This is a genomic window from Pseudomonadota bacterium, assembly GCA_016195085.1.
GTDB lineage: Bacteria > Pseudomonadota > Alphaproteobacteria > SHVZ01 > SHVZ01 > JACQAG01.
On the sequence record JACQAG010000006.1, the window covers coordinates 18,587 to 35,856 of the forward strand.

Genomic DNA, 17,270 nt, shown 5'->3' on the forward strand with positions numbered 1-17,270 from the left:
CGACTGCCGGCGATGGTTGTCTCGCGGCCGGGCCGACGTATATCCTAGGCGATGCGGCGTTTGGCCACCGGGGTGGCCGCGGTCACGGTAATCGAGGTTGAACAGCAATGACGGACTATGCCGCCGCGCGGCGCAACATGGTCGAGGGGCAGCTTCGCACCAACAAGGTGACGGATCGCCGCCTCCTCGATGCGCTTTCCGAAATATCGCGCGAGCGCTTCGTCCCGCCCGCCCAGCGCGGTGTGGCCTATGTCGACGAGGACCTGCCGATCGGTCAGGGGCGGTTCCTGATGGAGCCGATGGTGCTGGCCCGCTTGGTTCAGCTCGCCGCCATCGACCCTGGCGACAGGGTGCTCGATATCGGCCCCGGTTCCGGCTATTCGAGCGCGGTGCTGGCGCGCCTCGCCGGGCGGGTCGTGGCGCTGGAAAGCGATCCAAGCTTGGCCGAGGCGGCGAAGCGGAATTTGGCGGAGCTCGGTATCGGCAACGTCCAGGTGGTGACCGGCAATCTTGCCGGCGGATATCCGAAGGAGGCTCCCTACCAAGCGATCCTGCTGAATGGCGCAGTTGAGCGAGTACCCCCCGCCATCGTCGAGCAGCTCGCCGAAGGTGGGCGGCTCGTGGGCGTGGTCGGGCCGTCGCAAGGCGCCGCAGGCATCGGCAGGGCGACGCTGATGCAGCGTGTCAGCGGCACGGCGTCGAGCCGCATTGCCTTCGATGCCGCCGTGGCGCCCTTGCCTGGATTCCAGGCTGAGCCGGGTTTCGTATTCTGAGGCGATCAGCGTGACCACGGCCCAAGCGCGTGAAGCAGCACCTCTGCAGATCGAGGCGTCCGAGCTTGCGGATTGGCGTGAGAGCAAGCGCGCGCATGCGGTCCTCGACGTGCGCGAGCCTTGGGAGACCGAGATTTGCCGGATCGCCGACAGCCTCGTGGTGCCAATGGGGCAGCTCGCTTCTCGCCTCGAGGAGGTTCCCAAGGATCGTCCGCTGGTGGTGGTTTGCCATCACGGCATGCGGAGCCTGCAAGCAACGGTCTGGTTGCGCAGCAAGGGCATCGGGCAGGCCTTCAATCTTGCCGGCGGCATCGATGCGTGGGCGCGACAGATCGACCACAGCATGGCCGTGTATTAGATGGCCCTTGCATGCGCCGACCGAACACCAACATTGCCAAACGATCGTCTAGCTTTGGAGGCCTTATCGTCATGACGCTTCTGCCCAGCGACGCCATTCTGGCGTGGCGCCGCCGCGGCCTTCGGGCCGGGCTTTTTCTATCCTTGGTGCTGCCCGGCCTTGGTGTCGTGCCGGCATCCGCGCAGACCCTCGAGGAAGCCTTGGTGCAGGCCTACAACAACAATCCGGTGCTGCAGGCGCGACGTGCCTCGCTTCGGTCCCTCGACGAAGGCGTGCCCCAGGCCCTGTCCAATTGGCGCCCGACCGTCACCTTTTCCGGCAATATCGGGCAGCGCAAGCTAGAGACCAACACCAACAACAAGAAGACGGCCGACGAGGGACGCACGCCGTCGACGGCGGATTTGCTGGTGACCCAGCCGCTCTATCGCGGCGGCCGCACGGTGGCGCAAATTCGCGTCGCCGAGGCGAGCGTGCAGGCCGAGCGCGCGCGCCTGTTCGCAACCGAGCAGAGTGTGTTTCTCGACACCGTGACAGCCTTCGCGACGGTGGTGCGCGACCAGGCCACGGTCGAGCTCAACACCGCAAACGAGCAGCGGCTGCGGCGCCAGCTCGAGGCCACCCAGGACCGGTTCCGGGTGGGCGAGGTCACCCGTACCGACGTGGCGCAGGCCGAGGCGGCGCTTGCCGGAGCCACCGCCGCGCGCATCTCCTCGGAAGGCACGCTCGAGACGTCACGCGCGCAGTTCCAGCGCGTCGTCGGCATTCCCGCCAGCAAGCTCACCGAGACGACGCTGCCGGAGAAATTGCCGACCAAGGACGATGCCCTCAACCAGGCCGCCAACGACAATCCGAACGTGGTCGCCGCGCAATTCGAGGAGCAGGCGCAATCGTTCCGGGTGCGTCTGGCCCAGGGGAGTCTCCTGCCGCAGCTGAGCCTGCAAGGCGAAACCCGGCGCGACAGCAACACCGGCAGCTCGAACCACAGCGCCACCAATTCCGCGAACGCGACGGCACTCGTAACCGTGCCGCTCTACGAAGCCGGCAATATCACCAGCCAGGTGCGCCAGGCGCGCGAAACCCAGACCCAGCGCCGCTCCGACATCGAAGACCAGCGGCGCCAGTCGATCAATACCGCCACCGCCGCCTTCGAGACCGTGCTGTCGAACAAGGCGCAGCTGGTCTCGCTGCACTCACAGATCCACGCGGCGGAGATCGCGCTTGAAGGCGTGCAGCAGGAGGCATTGGTCGGCTCGCGCACGGTGCTCGACGTGCTCGATGCCGAGCAGGCGCTGCTGACAGCCCAGGTCAACTTGGTCAATACGCAGCGCGATCTGACCGTGAATACTTATACGCTCATCTCGGCCACGGGCCGCTTGACGGCCCGTGACTTGAATCTTCCAGTGGAATTCTATGACTTCGATGCCCATTACAGGGTGGTTCGCAATATCTGGTGGGGCATCCTCGACGCTTTGCCCTGATAGGGCCCTGGACTTGCACGGCTATTTCTAGCGCTGGCGGATCGTCTCTGGGTGTTTTATGTTGTCACGCTGCTGTTTTGGATCTGTAGGCAATGAGTGACCCGAAGTCCCAAGAACCGTCAATGGAGGAAATTCTTGCGTCGATAAGACGCATTATTTCCGAAGACGGCGCCGGGGAGGGGGAGGCGGCGGCCGCCGCTCCTGCCGCAGCAGCGCCCGCAGAAGCACCGAAACCAGCGCCAAAGCCGGCTGCGGCCGCTCCTAAGCCGGAGCCGAAGCCCGAACCCAAGGCCGAGGCACCGCCACCGCCGCCCGAGCCGGCCCCTCAGGAAGACGTCCTCGAGCTCACCGATGTGGTGGAAGAGGACGGCTCCATCGTCAATCTCTCGAAACCCGTGCCCGAGGCGCCGCCGGAGCCGGAAGGGGCACCTGAGCCGCTCTTCGCCGAGCAGCGCACCCGCGGACGGGCGCCGCCGCCGGCCCCGGAGCGCACCCTCGAGGGATTGGTTTCGCCACCGGTCCGCGCGGAGGCGATCGGGCATTTCACCGACCTCGCCGATGCGCTGCACCGGCCGGAGACGCCGATCGGCGCCGGCTACAAGACGCTGGAAGAGATGACCAAGGAAGTGATGCGGCCGATGCTGAAGGAATGGCTCGACTCGCATTTGCCCGACCTGGTCGAGCGTCTGGTGCAGGAAGAAATCGAGCGGATGGTACATAAGGCGACGCGCCGCCAATAGATTTGCCGGGCTTGCCTCCGCTAGGCCGGCGGGCCCAGACGTGAGGACTGCTTCCACAATGCTCGACAAGACCTATCGACCGAACGAGGTCGAGACCCGCCAATATGCCCGTTGGGAAGACTCCGGCCGCTTCGCCAGCCGGGCCGACTCCAACGCCAAGCCCTACACGATCATGATGCCGCCGCCGAACGTGACCGGCAGCCTGCATATGGGCCACGCGCTGACCTTCACCGTGCAGGACGTGCTGATCCGCTATCAGCGCATGCGCGGCCGCGACGTGCTGTGGCAGCCCGGCAGCGACCATGCCGGCATCGCCACCCAGATGGTGGTGGAGCGCCAGCTGCAGAGCGAAGGCAAGAGCCGACAGGAGCTCGGGCGCGAGGCATTCATCGAGCGGGTGTGGAAGTGGAAGGGCGAGTCCGGCGGGGCCATCACCAACCAGCTCCGCCGCTTGGGCGCCTCGCCCGACTGGGCGCGCGAGCGCTTCACCATGGATGACGGGCTCTCGGCCGCCGTCCGCAGGGTCTTCGTCGACCTCTACCGGCAAGGCCTGATCTACAAGGACAAGCGGCTGGTCAACTGGGACCCCAAGCTGCTGACCGCGATCTCCGACCTCGAGGTCGAGCCGCGGGAGGTTAAGGGCTTTCTCTGGTACCTTAAATATCCGATAGAAGGCGCTGAAAACCAACATATTATCGTTGCCACCAGCCGCCCGGAAACGATGCTGGGCGACACCGGCGTGGCGGTCCATCCCGACGACGAGCGCTACCGTGCCCTGGTGGGCAAGCATGCGGTGCTGCCGCTCGTCGGCCGCCGCATCCCCATCGTCGCCGACGACTATTCGGACCCGACCAAAGGCTCCGGCGCGGTCAAGATCACTCCGGCCCACGACTTCAACGATTTCGAGGTCGGACGCCGGCACAAGCTGGAGATGCTCAACATCTTCGACGCGGCGGCGAAGCTCAACGACGCCGTGCCCGCCGCCTATCGCGGTCTCGATCGCTTCGAGGCGCGCAAGCGCATCGTCGCCGACCTCGAGGCCAAGGGGCTGGTGGAGAAGATCGAGCCCTTGGTGCACACCGTGCCCCATGGCGACCGCTCCGGCGTGCCCTTGGAGCCCTGGCTCTCCGATCAGTGGTATTGCGATGCGAAGACGCTGGCGAAGCCGGCGATCGAGGCGGTCGAGCAGGGCCGCACCCGGATCGTGCCAAAGCAGTTCGAGGCGGTGTACTGCGAGTGGATGCGCAACATCCAGCCTTGGAACATCTCGCGCCAGCTCTGGTGGGGGCACCAGATCCCGGCCTGGTACGGGCCCGACCGGCACATCTTCGTCGCCCACGACGCGGCCGAAGCCGCCGCGGAGGCGGCGAAGCACTACGGCCGGAAGGTGGATCTGGTCCGCGATCCCGATGTCCTCGACACCTGGTTCTCCTCCGGGCTCTGGCCGTTCTCGACCCTCGGCTGGCCCGAGGCGACCCAGCACCTCAAGCGCTACTACCCCGGCGACGTGCTGGTCACCGGCTTCGACATCATCTTCTTCTGGGTCGCCCGCATGATCATGCTGGGGATCCACTTCATGGGCGATGTGCCGTTCCACACGGTCTACATCCATGGCCTGGTGCGCGACGCCAAGGGCCAGAAGATGTCGAAGACCAAGGGCAACACCATCGATCCCCTGGAGCTCATCGACAAATACGGTGCCGACGCGCTCCGCTTCACCATCGCCGCTTCGACCGCGCAGGGCCGCGACATCAAGCTCGCGCCATCGCGGGTCGAGGGCTATCGCAACTTTGCGACCAAGCTCTGGAATGCCGCGCGGTTCTGCGACATGAACGGATGCAAGCCGGTCCCCGGCTTCGATCCGGCCTTCTGCAAGCTGCCGGTCAACCGCTGGATCGTGGGCGAGCTGGCGAGTGCGGCCAGGCGCACCTCGGAGTCCCTCGAGGAGTACCGTTTCAACGACGCGGCCCTCGGTCTCTACCAGGCGGTCTGGGGCACCTTTTGCGATTGGTATCTGGAGTTCACCAAGCCGATCCTGGCCGGCTCCGATGCCGCCGCTGCGGCCGAGACCCGGGCCGCAACCGCCTGGGCGCTCGACTGGCTCTTGCACCTCTTGCACCCGTTCATGCCGTTCATCACCGAGGAGATCTACGAGCAGTGCGGCGGCGGTCTCCTGATCCAAGCGGCATGGCCCGAGCCATCACCAAACCTCGTCGATGCCAAAGCGGCGGGCGAGCTGGGTTGGCTGGTCCGGCTCATCTCCGACATTCGCTCGCTGCGCAACGAGATGAACGTGCCCGCCGGCGCCGTCATCCGCTTGCAGGTGAAGGGGGCCTCGAGCGAGACGCTCATGCGGCTCGCGACCTATGGCGATCTCGTCCGGCGCTTGGCGCGGGTCGAGGAGCCGCAGGCGGTCGAAGGCGCGTTCGAGAAGGGCTCGGTCCAGCTCATTCTCGAGGAGGCGAGCTTCGCCTTGCCGCTGGCCGGCGTCATCGACCTCGCCGCCGAGCGGGTTCGTTTGGCGAAGGAGGTGGACAAGCTCACGGGCGAGATCGACAAGAGCGAGAAGAAGCTCGGCAATGAGAGCTTCGTCGCCAAGGCGCCGCCCGAGGTGGTGGAGGAGCAGCGCGAACGGCTGATGGAAGCAAACCAGGTCAGGGCCAAGCTGCAGCAGGCCCTCCGGCATATCGAGAGGGCATAGACCAGCGGGGAGAAGCGGTCGGCGCCGATCGCAGCCATCCAAACTTCGGGGGAGGGGACGGATCATGGCTTACGCCAAATCGCGGATCTGGACGGAGCTCGACTTCGAGAAGGACGGCAAGCAGGTGGGCTATTTGCACCTGCCGCATTCGGTCACCCGCTCGGCCTACGGCACCATCGCCATTCCCTGCGCCGTCATCCGCAATGGTGCCGGGCCGTCGACGCTGCTGATGGCGGGCAACCACGGCGACGAATATGAAGGGCAGGTGGCGCTCGGCAGGATCATCCGCGAGCTGCACGCCGAGGACATCAAGGGCCGCATCATCGTCGTGCCGGCGATCAATCTCCCGGCCGCCATGGCGGGCACGCGCGTCTCGCCCGTCGACGATCGCAACCTAAACCGCTCGTTTCCGGGAAATCCCAACGGCACGCCGACCGAGCAGATCGCCTACTACATCGAGGCGGTGCTCGCGGCGATGTGCGAGTCCTGGCTCGACTTGCATTCCGGCGGCGGCTCGCTTGCCTATGTGCCCTTCGCTTCGACCCATCTCACCCAGGACGCGAAGCTGAACAAGCGGGCGCTGGCGGCGCTCAAGGCTTTCGGCTCGCCCATCAGCGTGATCCAAGCCTTCTCCGACGAGCCCAACATGGCCAATAGCGCCGCCACCAGAAACAAGGCGATCTACTTCGGCACCGAGGCCGGCGGCACCGGCAACGTCAACCCCGATGGGGTCAAGCTCGCTTATGAGGGGACGCTGCGCGCGCTGGCGCATTTCGGCCATCTCTCGCGACGCAACAAACGCTTGCCTATTCCGCCGGCGCCAAAAAAGCTGCGCTGGGTCGAGATCGCGTCGCGCGACTACTACGTCTATGCGCCGCAAGCCGGGCTGTTCGAGCCGAAGGTGAAGCTGGGCCGCATGGTGAAGAAGGACCAGCTCTACGGCCAGGTGCATTTCGTCGACGACCCGCTGCGCCCACCCGCCGAGGTGCGCTTCAAGATCTCGGGGCTCCTCGTCTGCACGCGCCATCCCGGACGTTGCGAGCGCGGCGATTGTCTGGCCCACCTTGCCACCGATATAAGGCGCTGATCCGCCCGGCCGGCGTCCGCCGGCTCTCTTGTGCCGACCCTCCTTCCGGCGCTAACGTTGCGGAAACGAAAAAATGTTTCCGACAGGTAACGGCTCACCGAAGAGGAGATCGGTCATGACCTTCATGCGGTTAAGCGGTCGCGCAATGCTCCTGGCCTCGGCTGCAGCCTCCGCACTCGTCGCCGGGGACGCGGTCGCGCAGCAATTCACTTGCCCGAAGAAGGGCGGAGAGCTGGTCTTCGCTCAGGAAGCCAAGGTCAACAGCCTCGACCAGCACACCTCGGCCTCGGTGTCGACGCGCAACATCACGCTGAACATGTACGAGTCGCTGATCACCCGCGACGAGAATTTCAATCCGATACCCGAGTTGGCCGCCTCGATCGATGCGAGCCAGGACGGCAAGACCTACGTCTTCAAACTGCGCCAGGGCATCAAGTTCCACAACGGCAAGCCGATGACCTCGGCCGATGTCGTCGCCACCTTCGGCCGCTACAAGCAGTTCGGAATCGAGCGGGGCATCTTGGACGTCGTCGAGCGATGGGAAGCTCCGGACGCCTCGACCTTCATCCTCCACATGAAGGCCCCGCAGCCGACCTTCCTCGAGAATCTGAGTTCGTTCCTGGTGCCGATCGTGATCGTGCCGGCGGAGAATGCCAAGGCGCCAGCGATGCAGCTCGAGCCCGTCGGCACCGGTCCGTGGCAATTCGTCGAGTTCGTCGCCGACAGTCACGTCGCGGTGAAGCGTTTCGACGGTTATACCCCGGACGCCCGCTCCAAGGACCTCGACGGCTTCGGCGGCTACAAGGTCGCCTGCCTCGACAGCGTCAAGTTCCGCATCGTGAGCGAACCCGGCGCGCGGGTTGCCGGGCTGGAGACGGGCGAGCTGCATGGGGTCGAGGACGTTCCGACGAAGGCGGTGGATCGGCTGAAGCAGAACAAGGATATCGTGCTGAAGCAGCTGAAGAACTATTGGATCCAGCTGGCCGAGGTGAACACTGCGGCCGCACCCACCGACAATCTCAAGTTCCGCCAGGCAGCGCAGGCCGCTCTCGATATGGACGAGATCATGCAAGCCGCGACCGATGACTCCTATCAGCTCAACATCGGCCTGCAGTATCCCGGGCAGGCGGCCTACACCGAGGCGGGCAAGGAGACCTACAACCAGAAGAACGCGGCGAAGGCCAAGAAGCTGCTCGCCGAGTCCGGCTACAAGGGCGAGGAGATGATCCTGCTCACCAACAAAGACTACACCAGCATGTACAATGCGGCTCTGGTCATGGCGGAGCAGCTCAAGGCGGTCGGCATCAACGCGAAGCTCCTGGTCGTCGATTGGCCGGCGGCGACGGCGATGTTCGAGAAATCAAATACCGGTTGGAACTTCTATTTCGACGCCTTCGCCAACAATCCCTTGATCGGGCCGATTTCCAGCGTCCGCAAGTTCGCAACGCCGCAGAACATGTACAAGCCGAAGACGCCCGACGACATCGACAAGGTGTTCAACGCCGCCTTCGATGAGATGATCAACGGCACCACGCCGGAGATCCGCAAGGCCGCCTTCGCCAAGGCCCAGGCGCGGCTCCTGGAACAGGTCTATGTGGTGCCTTTTGGCTCCATGACGAAGGCGCAAGCGTTCCGGGCGAACGTGCAGAACTTCCGGTCCTATCGCATCCCGCGCATGTCCAACGTCTACTTCTCCGGCTGACCCGATCGACGACGCGGCGGATCACCGCGGACCCGCATGATCGTCGATTGTCACGCGCACGTGTTCCAGGATTGGGGTGGTCCGGCGGGCCACCCCTCCGCTTCCATACACCTGAAATACCTGCAGAGGGGTTTCGCGCATCCGGTCGCAACCAAGGCTTTCCGCGCCCGCGACGGCAAGCAAATGCGGCTAAGGGTGCTGGCCCGTCCGGACGACAACACCTGGGCGGGGCTGACCGACGTCAACTTCCGCGTCGGCCGGCATGGCCAGCTCGTCTATACCTGGGAAGGCGACGACTATTATTTCCAGTACATGCCGGTCGGCATGCAGAAGATCGCCTGCCCGCCGGATTTTCTCATCGCCCAGATGATCTACGCCGAGGTGGATCACTGCATCCTGCAGGCCGGGGGCGGCTACGGCGCCATGAACGACTACAACGCCTTCGCGCAATCCCAACACCCCCAGCGGTTTTCCGGTCTGCTGCACATCGATGAAGGGATCGCCGATCGGCCGGAGCAATTGGCCGAAGTCGACCGCGCCGTGGGCAGGCTCGGCCTCAAGGGTCTCTATTACTCCCATAACATGTCGCGGCACGGCTTCGACCGTAACCTCGACCACAAGGACTTCGCACCGTTCTGGGAGAAGATCGCCGGGTACAAGCTGCCGGTGTTCCTCGAGATGTCCTCGACCCCGAACTATGATCGCGCCAGCTATCTCGGCAATTTGCAGGCGCTCGATGCGCTGCTGCAGCGCCATCCAAGCTCGCGCTTCCTGTTCGTGATGGGGCCCTCGGTTGGCCATTTCGCGCCGAAAGGCTCCTGGGAGTTTCCGGAGGAGGCGCTCAAGGTCTACAAGCGCGACAACCTCCAACTGGAAGTGATGTTCCCGATCACCTGGGGCGGCACCTGGGATTACCCGTATCCAGAAGCCCAGAAGCTCATCCGAGAGATGCGCGACCTCTTCGGCGCATCCAAGCTTCTCTGGGGCTCCGATATGCCGAATGTCGAACGCTTCTGTACCTACCGACAATGCGTGGACTACGTGCGCAAGCACTGCACGTTCCTGAGCGCGGCGGAGAAGGAGCTGATCCTCGGAGGCAATGCGGCCGAATTGATCGGATTGAAACACTGACGCGGCGGACTTGCGCCCGGCGGCGGTCTTGTGCCGAACCAGCCACCGGCGCTAACGTTGCGGGAAGGAAAAAAATGTTTCCGACAGTTGGCGGCGTACCGAGGAGATCTGCCATGAGGCTGTGCCAAGAAAGGCAGCGGCTGATTCCATGATCATCGACTGTCATGCTCATGTGTTCCAGGATTGGCAGGGAACCGCCGGTCATCCGTCGGTGGCGATCCACCTCAAATACCTGCAGAAGACCGTCACCCGCCCTTCGGCCAAGGCCTTTCGCGCCCGCGACGGCAAACAGGTCAAGACCGACATGCTGTTCCGTCCCGGTGACGACACCTGGGCGGGCCTGACCGATGTCGGCTTCCGCGTCGGTCATCACGGCCAGCTCGCCTTCACCTGGGAGGGAGAGGACTACTACGTCCAGTACATGCCCGTCGGCATGCAGAACATGGTGTGCGCGCCCGACTTCATGATCGCGCAGATGATCAATGCCGAGGTGGATCACTGCATCCTGCAGGCCGGCGGCGGCTACGGCGCCATGAACGACTACAACGCGCTGGCGCAAGCCCAGCATCCGGAGCGGTTCTCCGGCCTGCTGCATATCGATGAGGGGATCGCGGATCGGCCGGAGCAATTGGCCGAGGTCGACCGCGCCGTCAACAATCTCGGCCTCAAGGGCCTCTACTACGCCCATGACATGTCGCGGCACGGCTATGCCCGCAACCTCGACCACAAGGATTTCGCGCCGTTCTGGGAGAAGATCGCCGGCTACAAGCTGCCGGTGTTCCTCGAGCTCTACGCCACGCCGAACTATGACCGGGCCAGCTATCTTGCCAATCTGAAGGCCCTCGATGCGCTCCTGCTGCGCCACCGGGGGACGCGATTCCTCTTCGTGATGGGCCCCTCGGTCGGCTACCTCGCGCCCAAGGGCTCTTGGGACTTCCCCACCGATGCGCTTGCCGTCTACAAGCGCGACAATCTGCAGATCGAAATCATGTTCCCGATCGTCTGGGGCGGGATATGGGACTACCCATACCCCGAGGCGCAGGCGCTCATTCGCCAGATGCGCGATCTCTTTGGCGCATCGAAGCTGCTGTGGGGCTCGGACATGCCGAATGTCGAGCGCTTCTGCACCTATCGCCAATGTGTCGACTATGTGCGCAGGCACTGTACCTTTCTGAGCGCCGCGGAGAAGGACCGGATCCTGGGCGACAACGCGGCGGAGCTGATCGGCTTGAAGCACTAGCCAGGCATTCGAAAGACTTCTTGGATCTGACGTGAGCCCGCTCTTTGGACGCCTGCCGCCGGTCGTGCGCGGCGCCTTCTGGATGATCGTGGCCGGCGTCTGCTATTCGCTGATGTCGGCCTTGATCCGCCAGGGATCGGCCGCGCTGCCGGCCTTCGAGATGATGCTGGCACGCAATATGATCGCCTTTGCGGTTCTGTCGCCCATGCTGTTTCGCCACGGGCTGGCGGTGACCAAGGCGACACGGCCATGGCTGGCCGGCAGCCTGGGCGTGCTCCAGGTGGTCTCCAACATCGCCTGGTTCATTGCCATGGCGAGCGTGCCCTTGGGGGACGCAACCGCGCTGGGATTCATCACGCCCTTGATCGTTCCGGGGTTGGCGGTCTTGTTCCTGGGCGAAGCCGTCCCGCTCAGGCGTTGGCTGGCAACATTGGTCGGCTTCGGCGGTGCCATCATCATCATCCGGCCGGGGTTTCAGACGATCACGCCGGGCATCCTTCTCGTGCTCGGCAGCTCGTTTTCCTATGCCGCCTTCGTGCTGGTCAGCCGCAGCCTGTCCGCCGATCACCATCCAAGCACGATCGTGTTCTACACCTTGGCGGTGTCGCAGCCGCTGGCCCTCCTGCTTGCCCTTCCCGTGTGGCAGGCACCGAGCTGGGAAGGCTGGCTCATGCTCTTCGCCATCGGGTTTTGCGCCAGCGGCGGCCAGATCTCAGCCACCTACGCCTATGCCGCGGCCGAAGCCTCGCTGGTGATGCCCTTCGATTTCTTGAAGCTGCCGATCGCAGCCGCAATCGCCTTCGCGATGTTCCAGGAGCTTCCCGATGTCTGGACCTGGATCGGGGGCGTCATCGTGTTCGCCGCCGGCATCTACGTCGCCCGGCGGGAGTCCGTTTGAGGCGGCGGTCAGGCGAAGAAGAGCGCATTTTAATCAACAGTTGCGCAAAATCGATCCGCACGTGATGATCGGCAACACATATCGACATTGCGCAATCGATCGTTGCGCGTTGCCTTCGGCACAGCGTCGAACAGGGGGGAATCATGGCATCTGTTCAATGGAGGATGCGCGCGCGGGAATTCGCCAACTGCAATTGCGCCTATGGATGCCCTTGCCAGTTCAATGCCCTTCCCACATATGGCAACTGTCAGGCGGCCGTCGGATTTCAGATCGACGAGGGCCACTTCGGCGAGGTTCGTCTCGACGGATTGCGAGCCGCGGGTCTCTATGCCTGGCCCGGTCCGGTGCACAAGGGCGGCGGCACTATGCAGCTCATCGTCGAGGAGCGGGCGGATGCAAAGCAACGCGACGCGCTCCTCAAGATCATGAGCGGCCAAGAGACGGACGATATGGCCACGATGTGGTGGGTCTATGCCGCCATGTGCCCTACCAAGCTGGAGCCGCTGTTCAAGCCCATTAAGTTCGAGGTGGACATCGACGCCAGGCGGGCGAAGCTCGAGGTGCCGGGGATCCTCGAATCCTCGGGCGAGCCCATACGCAATCCGGTCACGGGCGCGGAAACTCGGGCGCGCATCGATCTTCCCCGGGGTTTTGAGTACCGCATCGCCGAAGTCGGGAGCGGCACCACGAAGGCGACCGGCGCCATCAAGCTCGAGCTCACCGCGTCCTACGGCCAATTCGCCCACATTCACCTCAGCAATAAGGGCGTCGTGGCCTAACTCGGTGGATGTGCATCGGGCTAGCAGCACCGTGACCGGAACAATCCCGGAAAGACTGCGGCTTGGCGATCGCATGCTCGTCGCCGCCGGGCTTGCGGTCATCGCCGGGCTTGCCTGGGCCTATACGGTACGCATGGCGAGCGAGGCCGCCGATATGGCCTCGATGGCCGACATGGCGATGCCGGCGGCCATGGCATGGGGCGCAGTCGATCTACTCGCAGTCCTGGTCATGTGGGTGGTGATGATGACCGCCATGATGGTGCCATCCGCCGTCCCCATGGTGCTGGTCTATGCCGCCCTTCAGCGCCAGCGCGCTAGCGGAGTGGACCACCTGTCGACGGCGCTGTTCGTCGCCGGCTACTTGGCTCTCTGGGCCGCGTTCAGCGTGTTGGCCACGCTCGGGCAGGGCGCCCTCAATTCCTGGACGGGCGCACCAGGCGGCATGATCGAGGTCGAACGGCCGCTGGGCGCGGCGATCCTCGTTTTGGCCGGGCTCTACCAATTCACACGCCTGAAGCGTGTCTGCCTCGCGCATTGCCGAGGCCCCCTCGAATTCATCTTCAAGCAATGGCGGCCAGGACGCGCCGGCGCCTTCGCCATGGGCGCGCGGCACGGTGCCTATTGCGTCGGCTGCTGCTGGCCGCTGATGCTGCTGCTGTTTCTCGCCGGCGTGATGAACCTGCTTTGGATCGCAGCCCTGTCGACTTTCGTGCTCGGTGAGAAACTACTGCCTGGCGGCGAGTGGTATGGCCGGATCGGCGGCACCGTTGCGGTTGTCTCGGGTATTTTGCTGCTGGTCCCAATGTTTCGCTGACCTTGCGCCAGGCGGCCAATAACCGGCTAGGCAAGCGCGACACCTGCCTTGTATGGTCCCCGCCCGTAACCGTCAGGATCTCGGGGTAGGAAAATGGCCGCTACACGCCGCAATGTCAGCAAGAAAACCTCAGCGAAAACCGTCCGTCGCGGCTTCGACAAGGCCAATTTGCCCTCGCGCCACGTCTCGGTCGGGCCCAGCAGCGCGCCGCACCGCGCTTTCTACTATGCGATGGGGATGACCGACAAAGAGGTCTCGCAGCCCTTCATCGGCGTCGCCACCACCTGGAACGAGGCGGCCCCCTGCAACATTGCCCTTGCCCGCGAGGCGCAGGCGGTCAAGAAGGGCGTCAAGGCGGCCGGCGGCACGCCCCGGGAATTCACCACCATCACGGTCACCGACGGCATCGCCATGGGCCATGCCGGCATGAAGTCGTCCCTGGTCTCGCGCGAGGTCATTGCCGACTCGGTCGAGCTCACCATGCGCGGCCATTGCTACGACGCCATGGTCGGCGTCGCCGGCTGCGACAAGACCCTGCCGGGCCTGATGATGGTAATGGTCAGGCTCAACGTGCCCTCGGTCTTTCTCTATGGCGGCTCGATCCTCCCCGGCCGCTTCAAGGGCAAGGACGTCACCATCGGCGACGTGTTCGAGGCCGTCGGCGCCCATTCGGCCGGCAAGATGAGCGCCGAGGATCTCGACATCATCGAACACGCGGCCTGCCCCTCGGCCGGCGCCTGCGGCGGGCAGTTCACCGCCAACACCATGGCCTGCGTATCGGAAGCGATCGGCCTTGCCTTGCCGGGCTCGGCCGGGCCGCCGGCGGTCTACGACAGCCGCGATGCCTATGCTGAAGCCTGCGGGCATGCGGTGATGAATCTCCTGAAGCGGGGCATCCGCCCGCGCGATATCGTCACCCGCAAGGCCCTGGAGAATGCTGCGGCCGTCGTTGCCGCCACCGGCGGCTCGACCAATGCCGGATTGCATCTGCCGGCCATCGCCAACGAGGCCGGCATCGATTTCGACCTGCATGCCGTCGCCAAGGTCTCCAAGCGCACGCCTTGGATCGCCGATCTGAAGCCGGGCGGACGCTACGTCGCCAAGGATCTATTCGATGTCGGCGGGGTTCCGGTGGTGATGAAGGCGCTGCTGGAGGGAGGCTATCTGCATGGCGATTGCCTGACGGTCACCGGCAAGACCATCGCCCAGAACCTGGCCAAGATCGTGCTGCCGAAGAACCAGGACGTCGTGCGGCCGACCGCGCGACCGCTGGCGCCGAGCGGAGGGTTGGTCTCGCTGGTCGGCAACCTTGCCCCGCAAGGGGCGATCGTGAAGGTCGCCGGCATGAAGCGCCAGAGCTTCCGCGGCCCCGCACGCGTGTTCGATTGCGAGGAGGACGCCTATGCCGCCGTGCAGAAGCGGCAATACAAGGTGGGCGACGTCCTCGTCATCCGCTATGAGGGGCCGCGCGGCGGGCCGGGGATGCGCGAGATGCTGGCCACCACCGGCGCGCTCTACGGCCAGGGCATGGGCGAAAAGGTGGCGCTCATCACCGATGGGCGCTTCTCTGGGGCGACGCACGGCTTCTGCATCGGCCATGTCGGACCCGAGGCGGCGGTCGGCGGGCCGATCGCGCTCCTCCGCAATGGCGACATTGTCGCCATCGATGCGGTCAAGGGCACGGTCGCCGTCGAGGTGAGCCGCACCGAGCTCGCGCGCCGACGCAAGGCGTGGAAGCCGCGGGTGACGCAATACACCTCGGGTGCCATCTGGCGCTATGCGCAGACCGTGGGCGATGCCGAGAAGGGCGCGGTCGTGCATCCCGGCGCCCGGGAAGAGAGCTTCGTCTACGCCGACATCTGAGCGGGAGAGCGAACGGATCAAAGACATCTGTTCGCACGGCCGTGATCAAAGTGCCATCGCAGGAGATTGCGAGCCGATAATGATGGCGGAGGCGGCACAACGAACCGGGCCGGCGTCGTCTTCAGAGAACCCGAGAAGGGCATCGGACGCGTCATTAGTCGAACTGGCGATACGCGCCTGCGCCTTGGGCGATTTGCGGCTGGCAGAGGACTATGCAACGCAAGCGCTGCTGCGGAATGCCGACGAACCCGATGCGCTCAACATTCTCGGCATCCTCGCCGCCGGCCGCGACGACATGGAGCGTGCGGCTGAGCTCTTGAGCAAGGCGACCCATCTACGTCCCGAATCCGGGTCCTTCCACAGCAACTTCGCTCTTGCGCTCAAAGCGCTGGGTTATTGGTCCAAGGCGATTGCGGAAGCCCGCATCGCGATCCGGTTGCAGCCGGAAAATTTGGTGAACTGGAACACCCTGTCCGCTTCGCAATGCCAAATCGGCGATGACGCCGCCGCAGCAGAAGCCGCTCGTACGGCGATTTGCCTCGACCCCGCCTTGGCCGAGCTTTGGCACGATCTCGGCAACGCGTCGCTGGGACTCGGCGACTACGTTCAGGGCAGCCGCGCCTTCCTTGCCGCCCTCAGCCGCAACGCACGGTACTCCCAAGCGTGGTCCGGATTGGGAATGTCCGCCATGCGTCAGCGTCGCTATGGGGCTTCGTTCGAGGCCTTTGCCCGATCGCTCGCCATGCGACGCAGCAGCCGCTGGTGGCCAGATGACCGCGCGCACGCCGGCGTCCAGCCGCAGACGCTCACCAATACCGTCAAGCTTCGCCACGACATCGAACAGCTCGACTACATTCGCCGTCGTGGCGTCCTCGATGCCTCATTCGACGGAATGCGAGGCGGCTTGCGAACGACCCTCGAGCGATTTGTCGCCCGCAGCGGCAACGGGGCAATGGCGCATCTCGATGGGGAAGACCTCGCCGCCATCGGCGAGATCTACGGCCGGATCGTCGTTTGGAACTCGCCGCAGACGATCAAGGGAGGCGCTCTGGCCGACGTCTGGGACAGAAGGGCGGCATCGGAGCGCTATGAGCCGGCGCCTCGGATCTGTTGGATCGATCACCTCCTGAAACCCGAGGCCTTGTCGGCACTCCGCCGGTTCTGTCTCGAAGCAACGATTTGGAACGACGTCAGCCATGACTTCCAGTCCGGCAAGATCCCGCGCGGCTACATCGGCGCCTATGTCGCCGATGGCTTCGTCGCACCTCTGCTGTTCCAGATCGCTGAAGAGCTGACCCGGGCGTTACCGGCCGTATTCGAGGACCACGAACTACGCAATATGTGGGCGTACAAATATGACGAGACGCTGGAGGGCATCCATATTCACGGCGACGAGGCCGCCGTGAACGTCAATTTCTGGATCACGCCCGATGATGCCAATCTCGATCCGGAGGGCGGCGGCCTCGTGGTTTTTCCGCTCGCCGCGCCGAAAACCTGGAATTTCGCCGCCATCAATCAAGACACGGACGAAATCATCCGTTTCGTCAATTTGGCCGAGAGCAAGCCCGTCAACATTCCCTATCGGCAAAATCGGGCGGTCATCTTCGATTCCGATTTGTTCCATGCGACCGCACCGCTGCATTTCAGGCCGGGCTACGAAAATAGGCGCATCAATGTAACGATGTTGTTCGGTCGACGACGTTGAC

14 protein-coding genes are annotated in these 17,270 nt (G+C 64.5%); all 14 read left to right on the plus strand.

Features of this window, described 5'->3' with window-relative positions; all coding sequences use genetic code 11:
* Positions 1–107 precede the first annotated feature (107 nt).
* Positions 108–773 (plus strand): protein-L-isoaspartate O-methyltransferase, encoded by a 666-nt coding sequence (locus HY058_01600; protein ID MBI3495980.1) that lies wholly within the window; start codon positions 108–110, stop codon positions 771–773.
* Positions 718–1,131 carry a sulfurtransferase gene (locus tag HY058_01605; protein MBI3495981.1) on the plus strand — a complete coding sequence of 138 codons (414 nt, stop codon included), beginning with the start codon at positions 718–720 and terminating at the stop codon, positions 1,129–1,131. Before HY058_01600 ends, HY058_01605 begins: the two co-directional genes overlap by 56 nt.
* Before the next feature lie 71 nt (positions 1,132–1,202).
* The gene (locus tag HY058_01610; protein ID MBI3495982.1) at positions 1,203–2,609 is read left to right on the plus strand and encodes a TolC family outer membrane protein; all 1,407 of its coding nucleotides are present in this window, start codon (positions 1,203–1,205) and stop codon (positions 2,607–2,609) included.
* 92 nt (positions 2,610–2,701) lie between these two features.
* The gene (locus HY058_01615; GenBank protein MBI3495983.1) at positions 2,702–3,349 is read left to right on the plus strand and encodes a DUF2497 domain-containing protein; all 648 of its coding nucleotides are present in this window, start codon (positions 2,702–2,704) and stop codon (positions 3,347–3,349) included.
* Positions 3,350–3,407: 58 nt separating this feature from the next.
* The gene (locus HY058_01620; protein ID MBI3495984.1) at positions 3,408–6,050 is read left to right on the plus strand and encodes a valine--tRNA ligase; all 2,643 of its coding nucleotides are present in this window, start codon (positions 3,408–3,410) and stop codon (positions 6,048–6,050) included.
* A 64-nt stretch (positions 6,051–6,114) separates the two neighbouring features.
* Positions 6,115–7,137 (plus strand): succinylglutamate desuccinylase/aspartoacylase family protein, encoded by a 1,023-nt coding sequence (locus HY058_01625; protein MBI3495985.1) that lies wholly within the window; start codon positions 6,115–6,117, stop codon positions 7,135–7,137.
* Between the two features lie 115 nt (positions 7,138–7,252).
* The gene (locus HY058_01630) at positions 7,253–8,839 is read left to right on the plus strand and encodes an ABC transporter substrate-binding protein (protein ID MBI3495986.1); all 1,587 of its coding nucleotides are present in this window, start codon (positions 7,253–7,255) and stop codon (positions 8,837–8,839) included.
* Positions 8,840–8,875: 36 nt separating this feature from the next.
* On the plus strand, positions 8,876–9,970 hold the full coding sequence (locus HY058_01635; protein ID MBI3495987.1) for an amidohydrolase: 1,095 nt from the start codon (positions 8,876–8,878) through the stop codon (positions 9,968–9,970).
* 148 nt (positions 9,971–10,118) lie between these two features.
* The gene (locus tag HY058_01640) at positions 10,119–11,210 is read left to right on the plus strand and encodes an amidohydrolase (GenBank protein MBI3495988.1); all 1,092 of its coding nucleotides are present in this window, start codon (positions 10,119–10,121) and stop codon (positions 11,208–11,210) included.
* Between the two features lie 31 nt (positions 11,211–11,241).
* Complete coding sequence (locus HY058_01645; protein ID MBI3495989.1) at positions 11,242–12,108, plus strand: DMT family transporter; 867 nt, start codon at positions 11,242–11,244, stop codon at positions 12,106–12,108.
* 143 nt (positions 12,109–12,251) lie between these two features.
* The gene (locus HY058_01650; GenBank protein ID MBI3495990.1) at positions 12,252–12,887 is read left to right on the plus strand and encodes a DUF1326 domain-containing protein; all 636 of its coding nucleotides are present in this window, start codon (positions 12,252–12,254) and stop codon (positions 12,885–12,887) included.
* A 73-nt stretch (positions 12,888–12,960) separates the two neighbouring features.
* The gene (locus HY058_01655) at positions 12,961–13,701 is read left to right on the plus strand and encodes a DUF2182 domain-containing protein (protein ID MBI3495991.1); all 741 of its coding nucleotides are present in this window, start codon (positions 12,961–12,963) and stop codon (positions 13,699–13,701) included.
* A 93-nt stretch (positions 13,702–13,794) separates the two neighbouring features.
* On the plus strand, positions 13,795–15,564 hold the full coding sequence (ilvD, locus tag HY058_01660; protein ID MBI3495992.1) for a dihydroxy-acid dehydratase: 1,770 nt from the start codon (positions 13,795–13,797) through the stop codon (positions 15,562–15,564).
* Positions 15,497–17,269 (plus strand): tetratricopeptide repeat protein, encoded by a 1,773-nt coding sequence (locus HY058_01665; GenBank protein ID MBI3495993.1) that lies wholly within the window; start codon positions 15,497–15,499, stop codon positions 17,267–17,269. The genes ilvD and HY058_01665 overlap by 68 nt, the downstream gene beginning before the upstream one ends.
* The last annotated feature ends 1 nt before the right edge of the window (position 17,270 follow it).

Coding starts and splice junctions, on each gene's coding strand:
- HY058_01600 (MBI3495980.1), top strand. CDS start 108: ATGACGGACTATGCCGCCGCGCGGCGCAACATGGTCGAGGGGCAGCTT.
- HY058_01605 (MBI3495981.1), top strand. CDS start 718: ATGCCGCCGTGGCGCCCTTGCCTGGATTCCAGGCTGAGCCGGGTTTCG.
- HY058_01610 (MBI3495982.1), top strand. CDS start 1,203: ATGACGCTTCTGCCCAGCGACGCCATTCTGGCGTGGCGCCGCCGCGGC.
- HY058_01615 (MBI3495983.1), top strand. CDS start 2,702: ATGAGTGACCCGAAGTCCCAAGAACCGTCAATGGAGGAAATTCTTGCG.
- HY058_01620 (MBI3495984.1), top strand. CDS start 3,408: ATGCTCGACAAGACCTATCGACCGAACGAGGTCGAGACCCGCCAATAT.
- HY058_01625 (MBI3495985.1), top strand. CDS start 6,115: ATGGCTTACGCCAAATCGCGGATCTGGACGGAGCTCGACTTCGAGAAG.
- HY058_01630 (MBI3495986.1), top strand. CDS start 7,253: ATGACCTTCATGCGGTTAAGCGGTCGCGCAATGCTCCTGGCCTCGGCT.
- HY058_01635 (MBI3495987.1), top strand. CDS start 8,876: ATGATCGTCGATTGTCACGCGCACGTGTTCCAGGATTGGGGTGGTCCG.
- HY058_01640 (MBI3495988.1), top strand. CDS start 10,119: ATGATCATCGACTGTCATGCTCATGTGTTCCAGGATTGGCAGGGAACC.
- HY058_01650 (MBI3495990.1), top strand. CDS start 12,252: ATGGCATCTGTTCAATGGAGGATGCGCGCGCGGGAATTCGCCAACTGC.
- HY058_01655 (MBI3495991.1), top strand. CDS start 12,961: ATGCTCGTCGCCGCCGGGCTTGCGGTCATCGCCGGGCTTGCCTGGGCC.
- ilvD (MBI3495992.1), top strand. CDS start 13,795: ATGGCCGCTACACGCCGCAATGTCAGCAAGAAAACCTCAGCGAAAACC.
- HY058_01665 (MBI3495993.1), top strand. CDS start 15,497: ATGCCGAGAAGGGCGCGGTCGTGCATCCCGGCGCCCGGGAAGAGAGCT.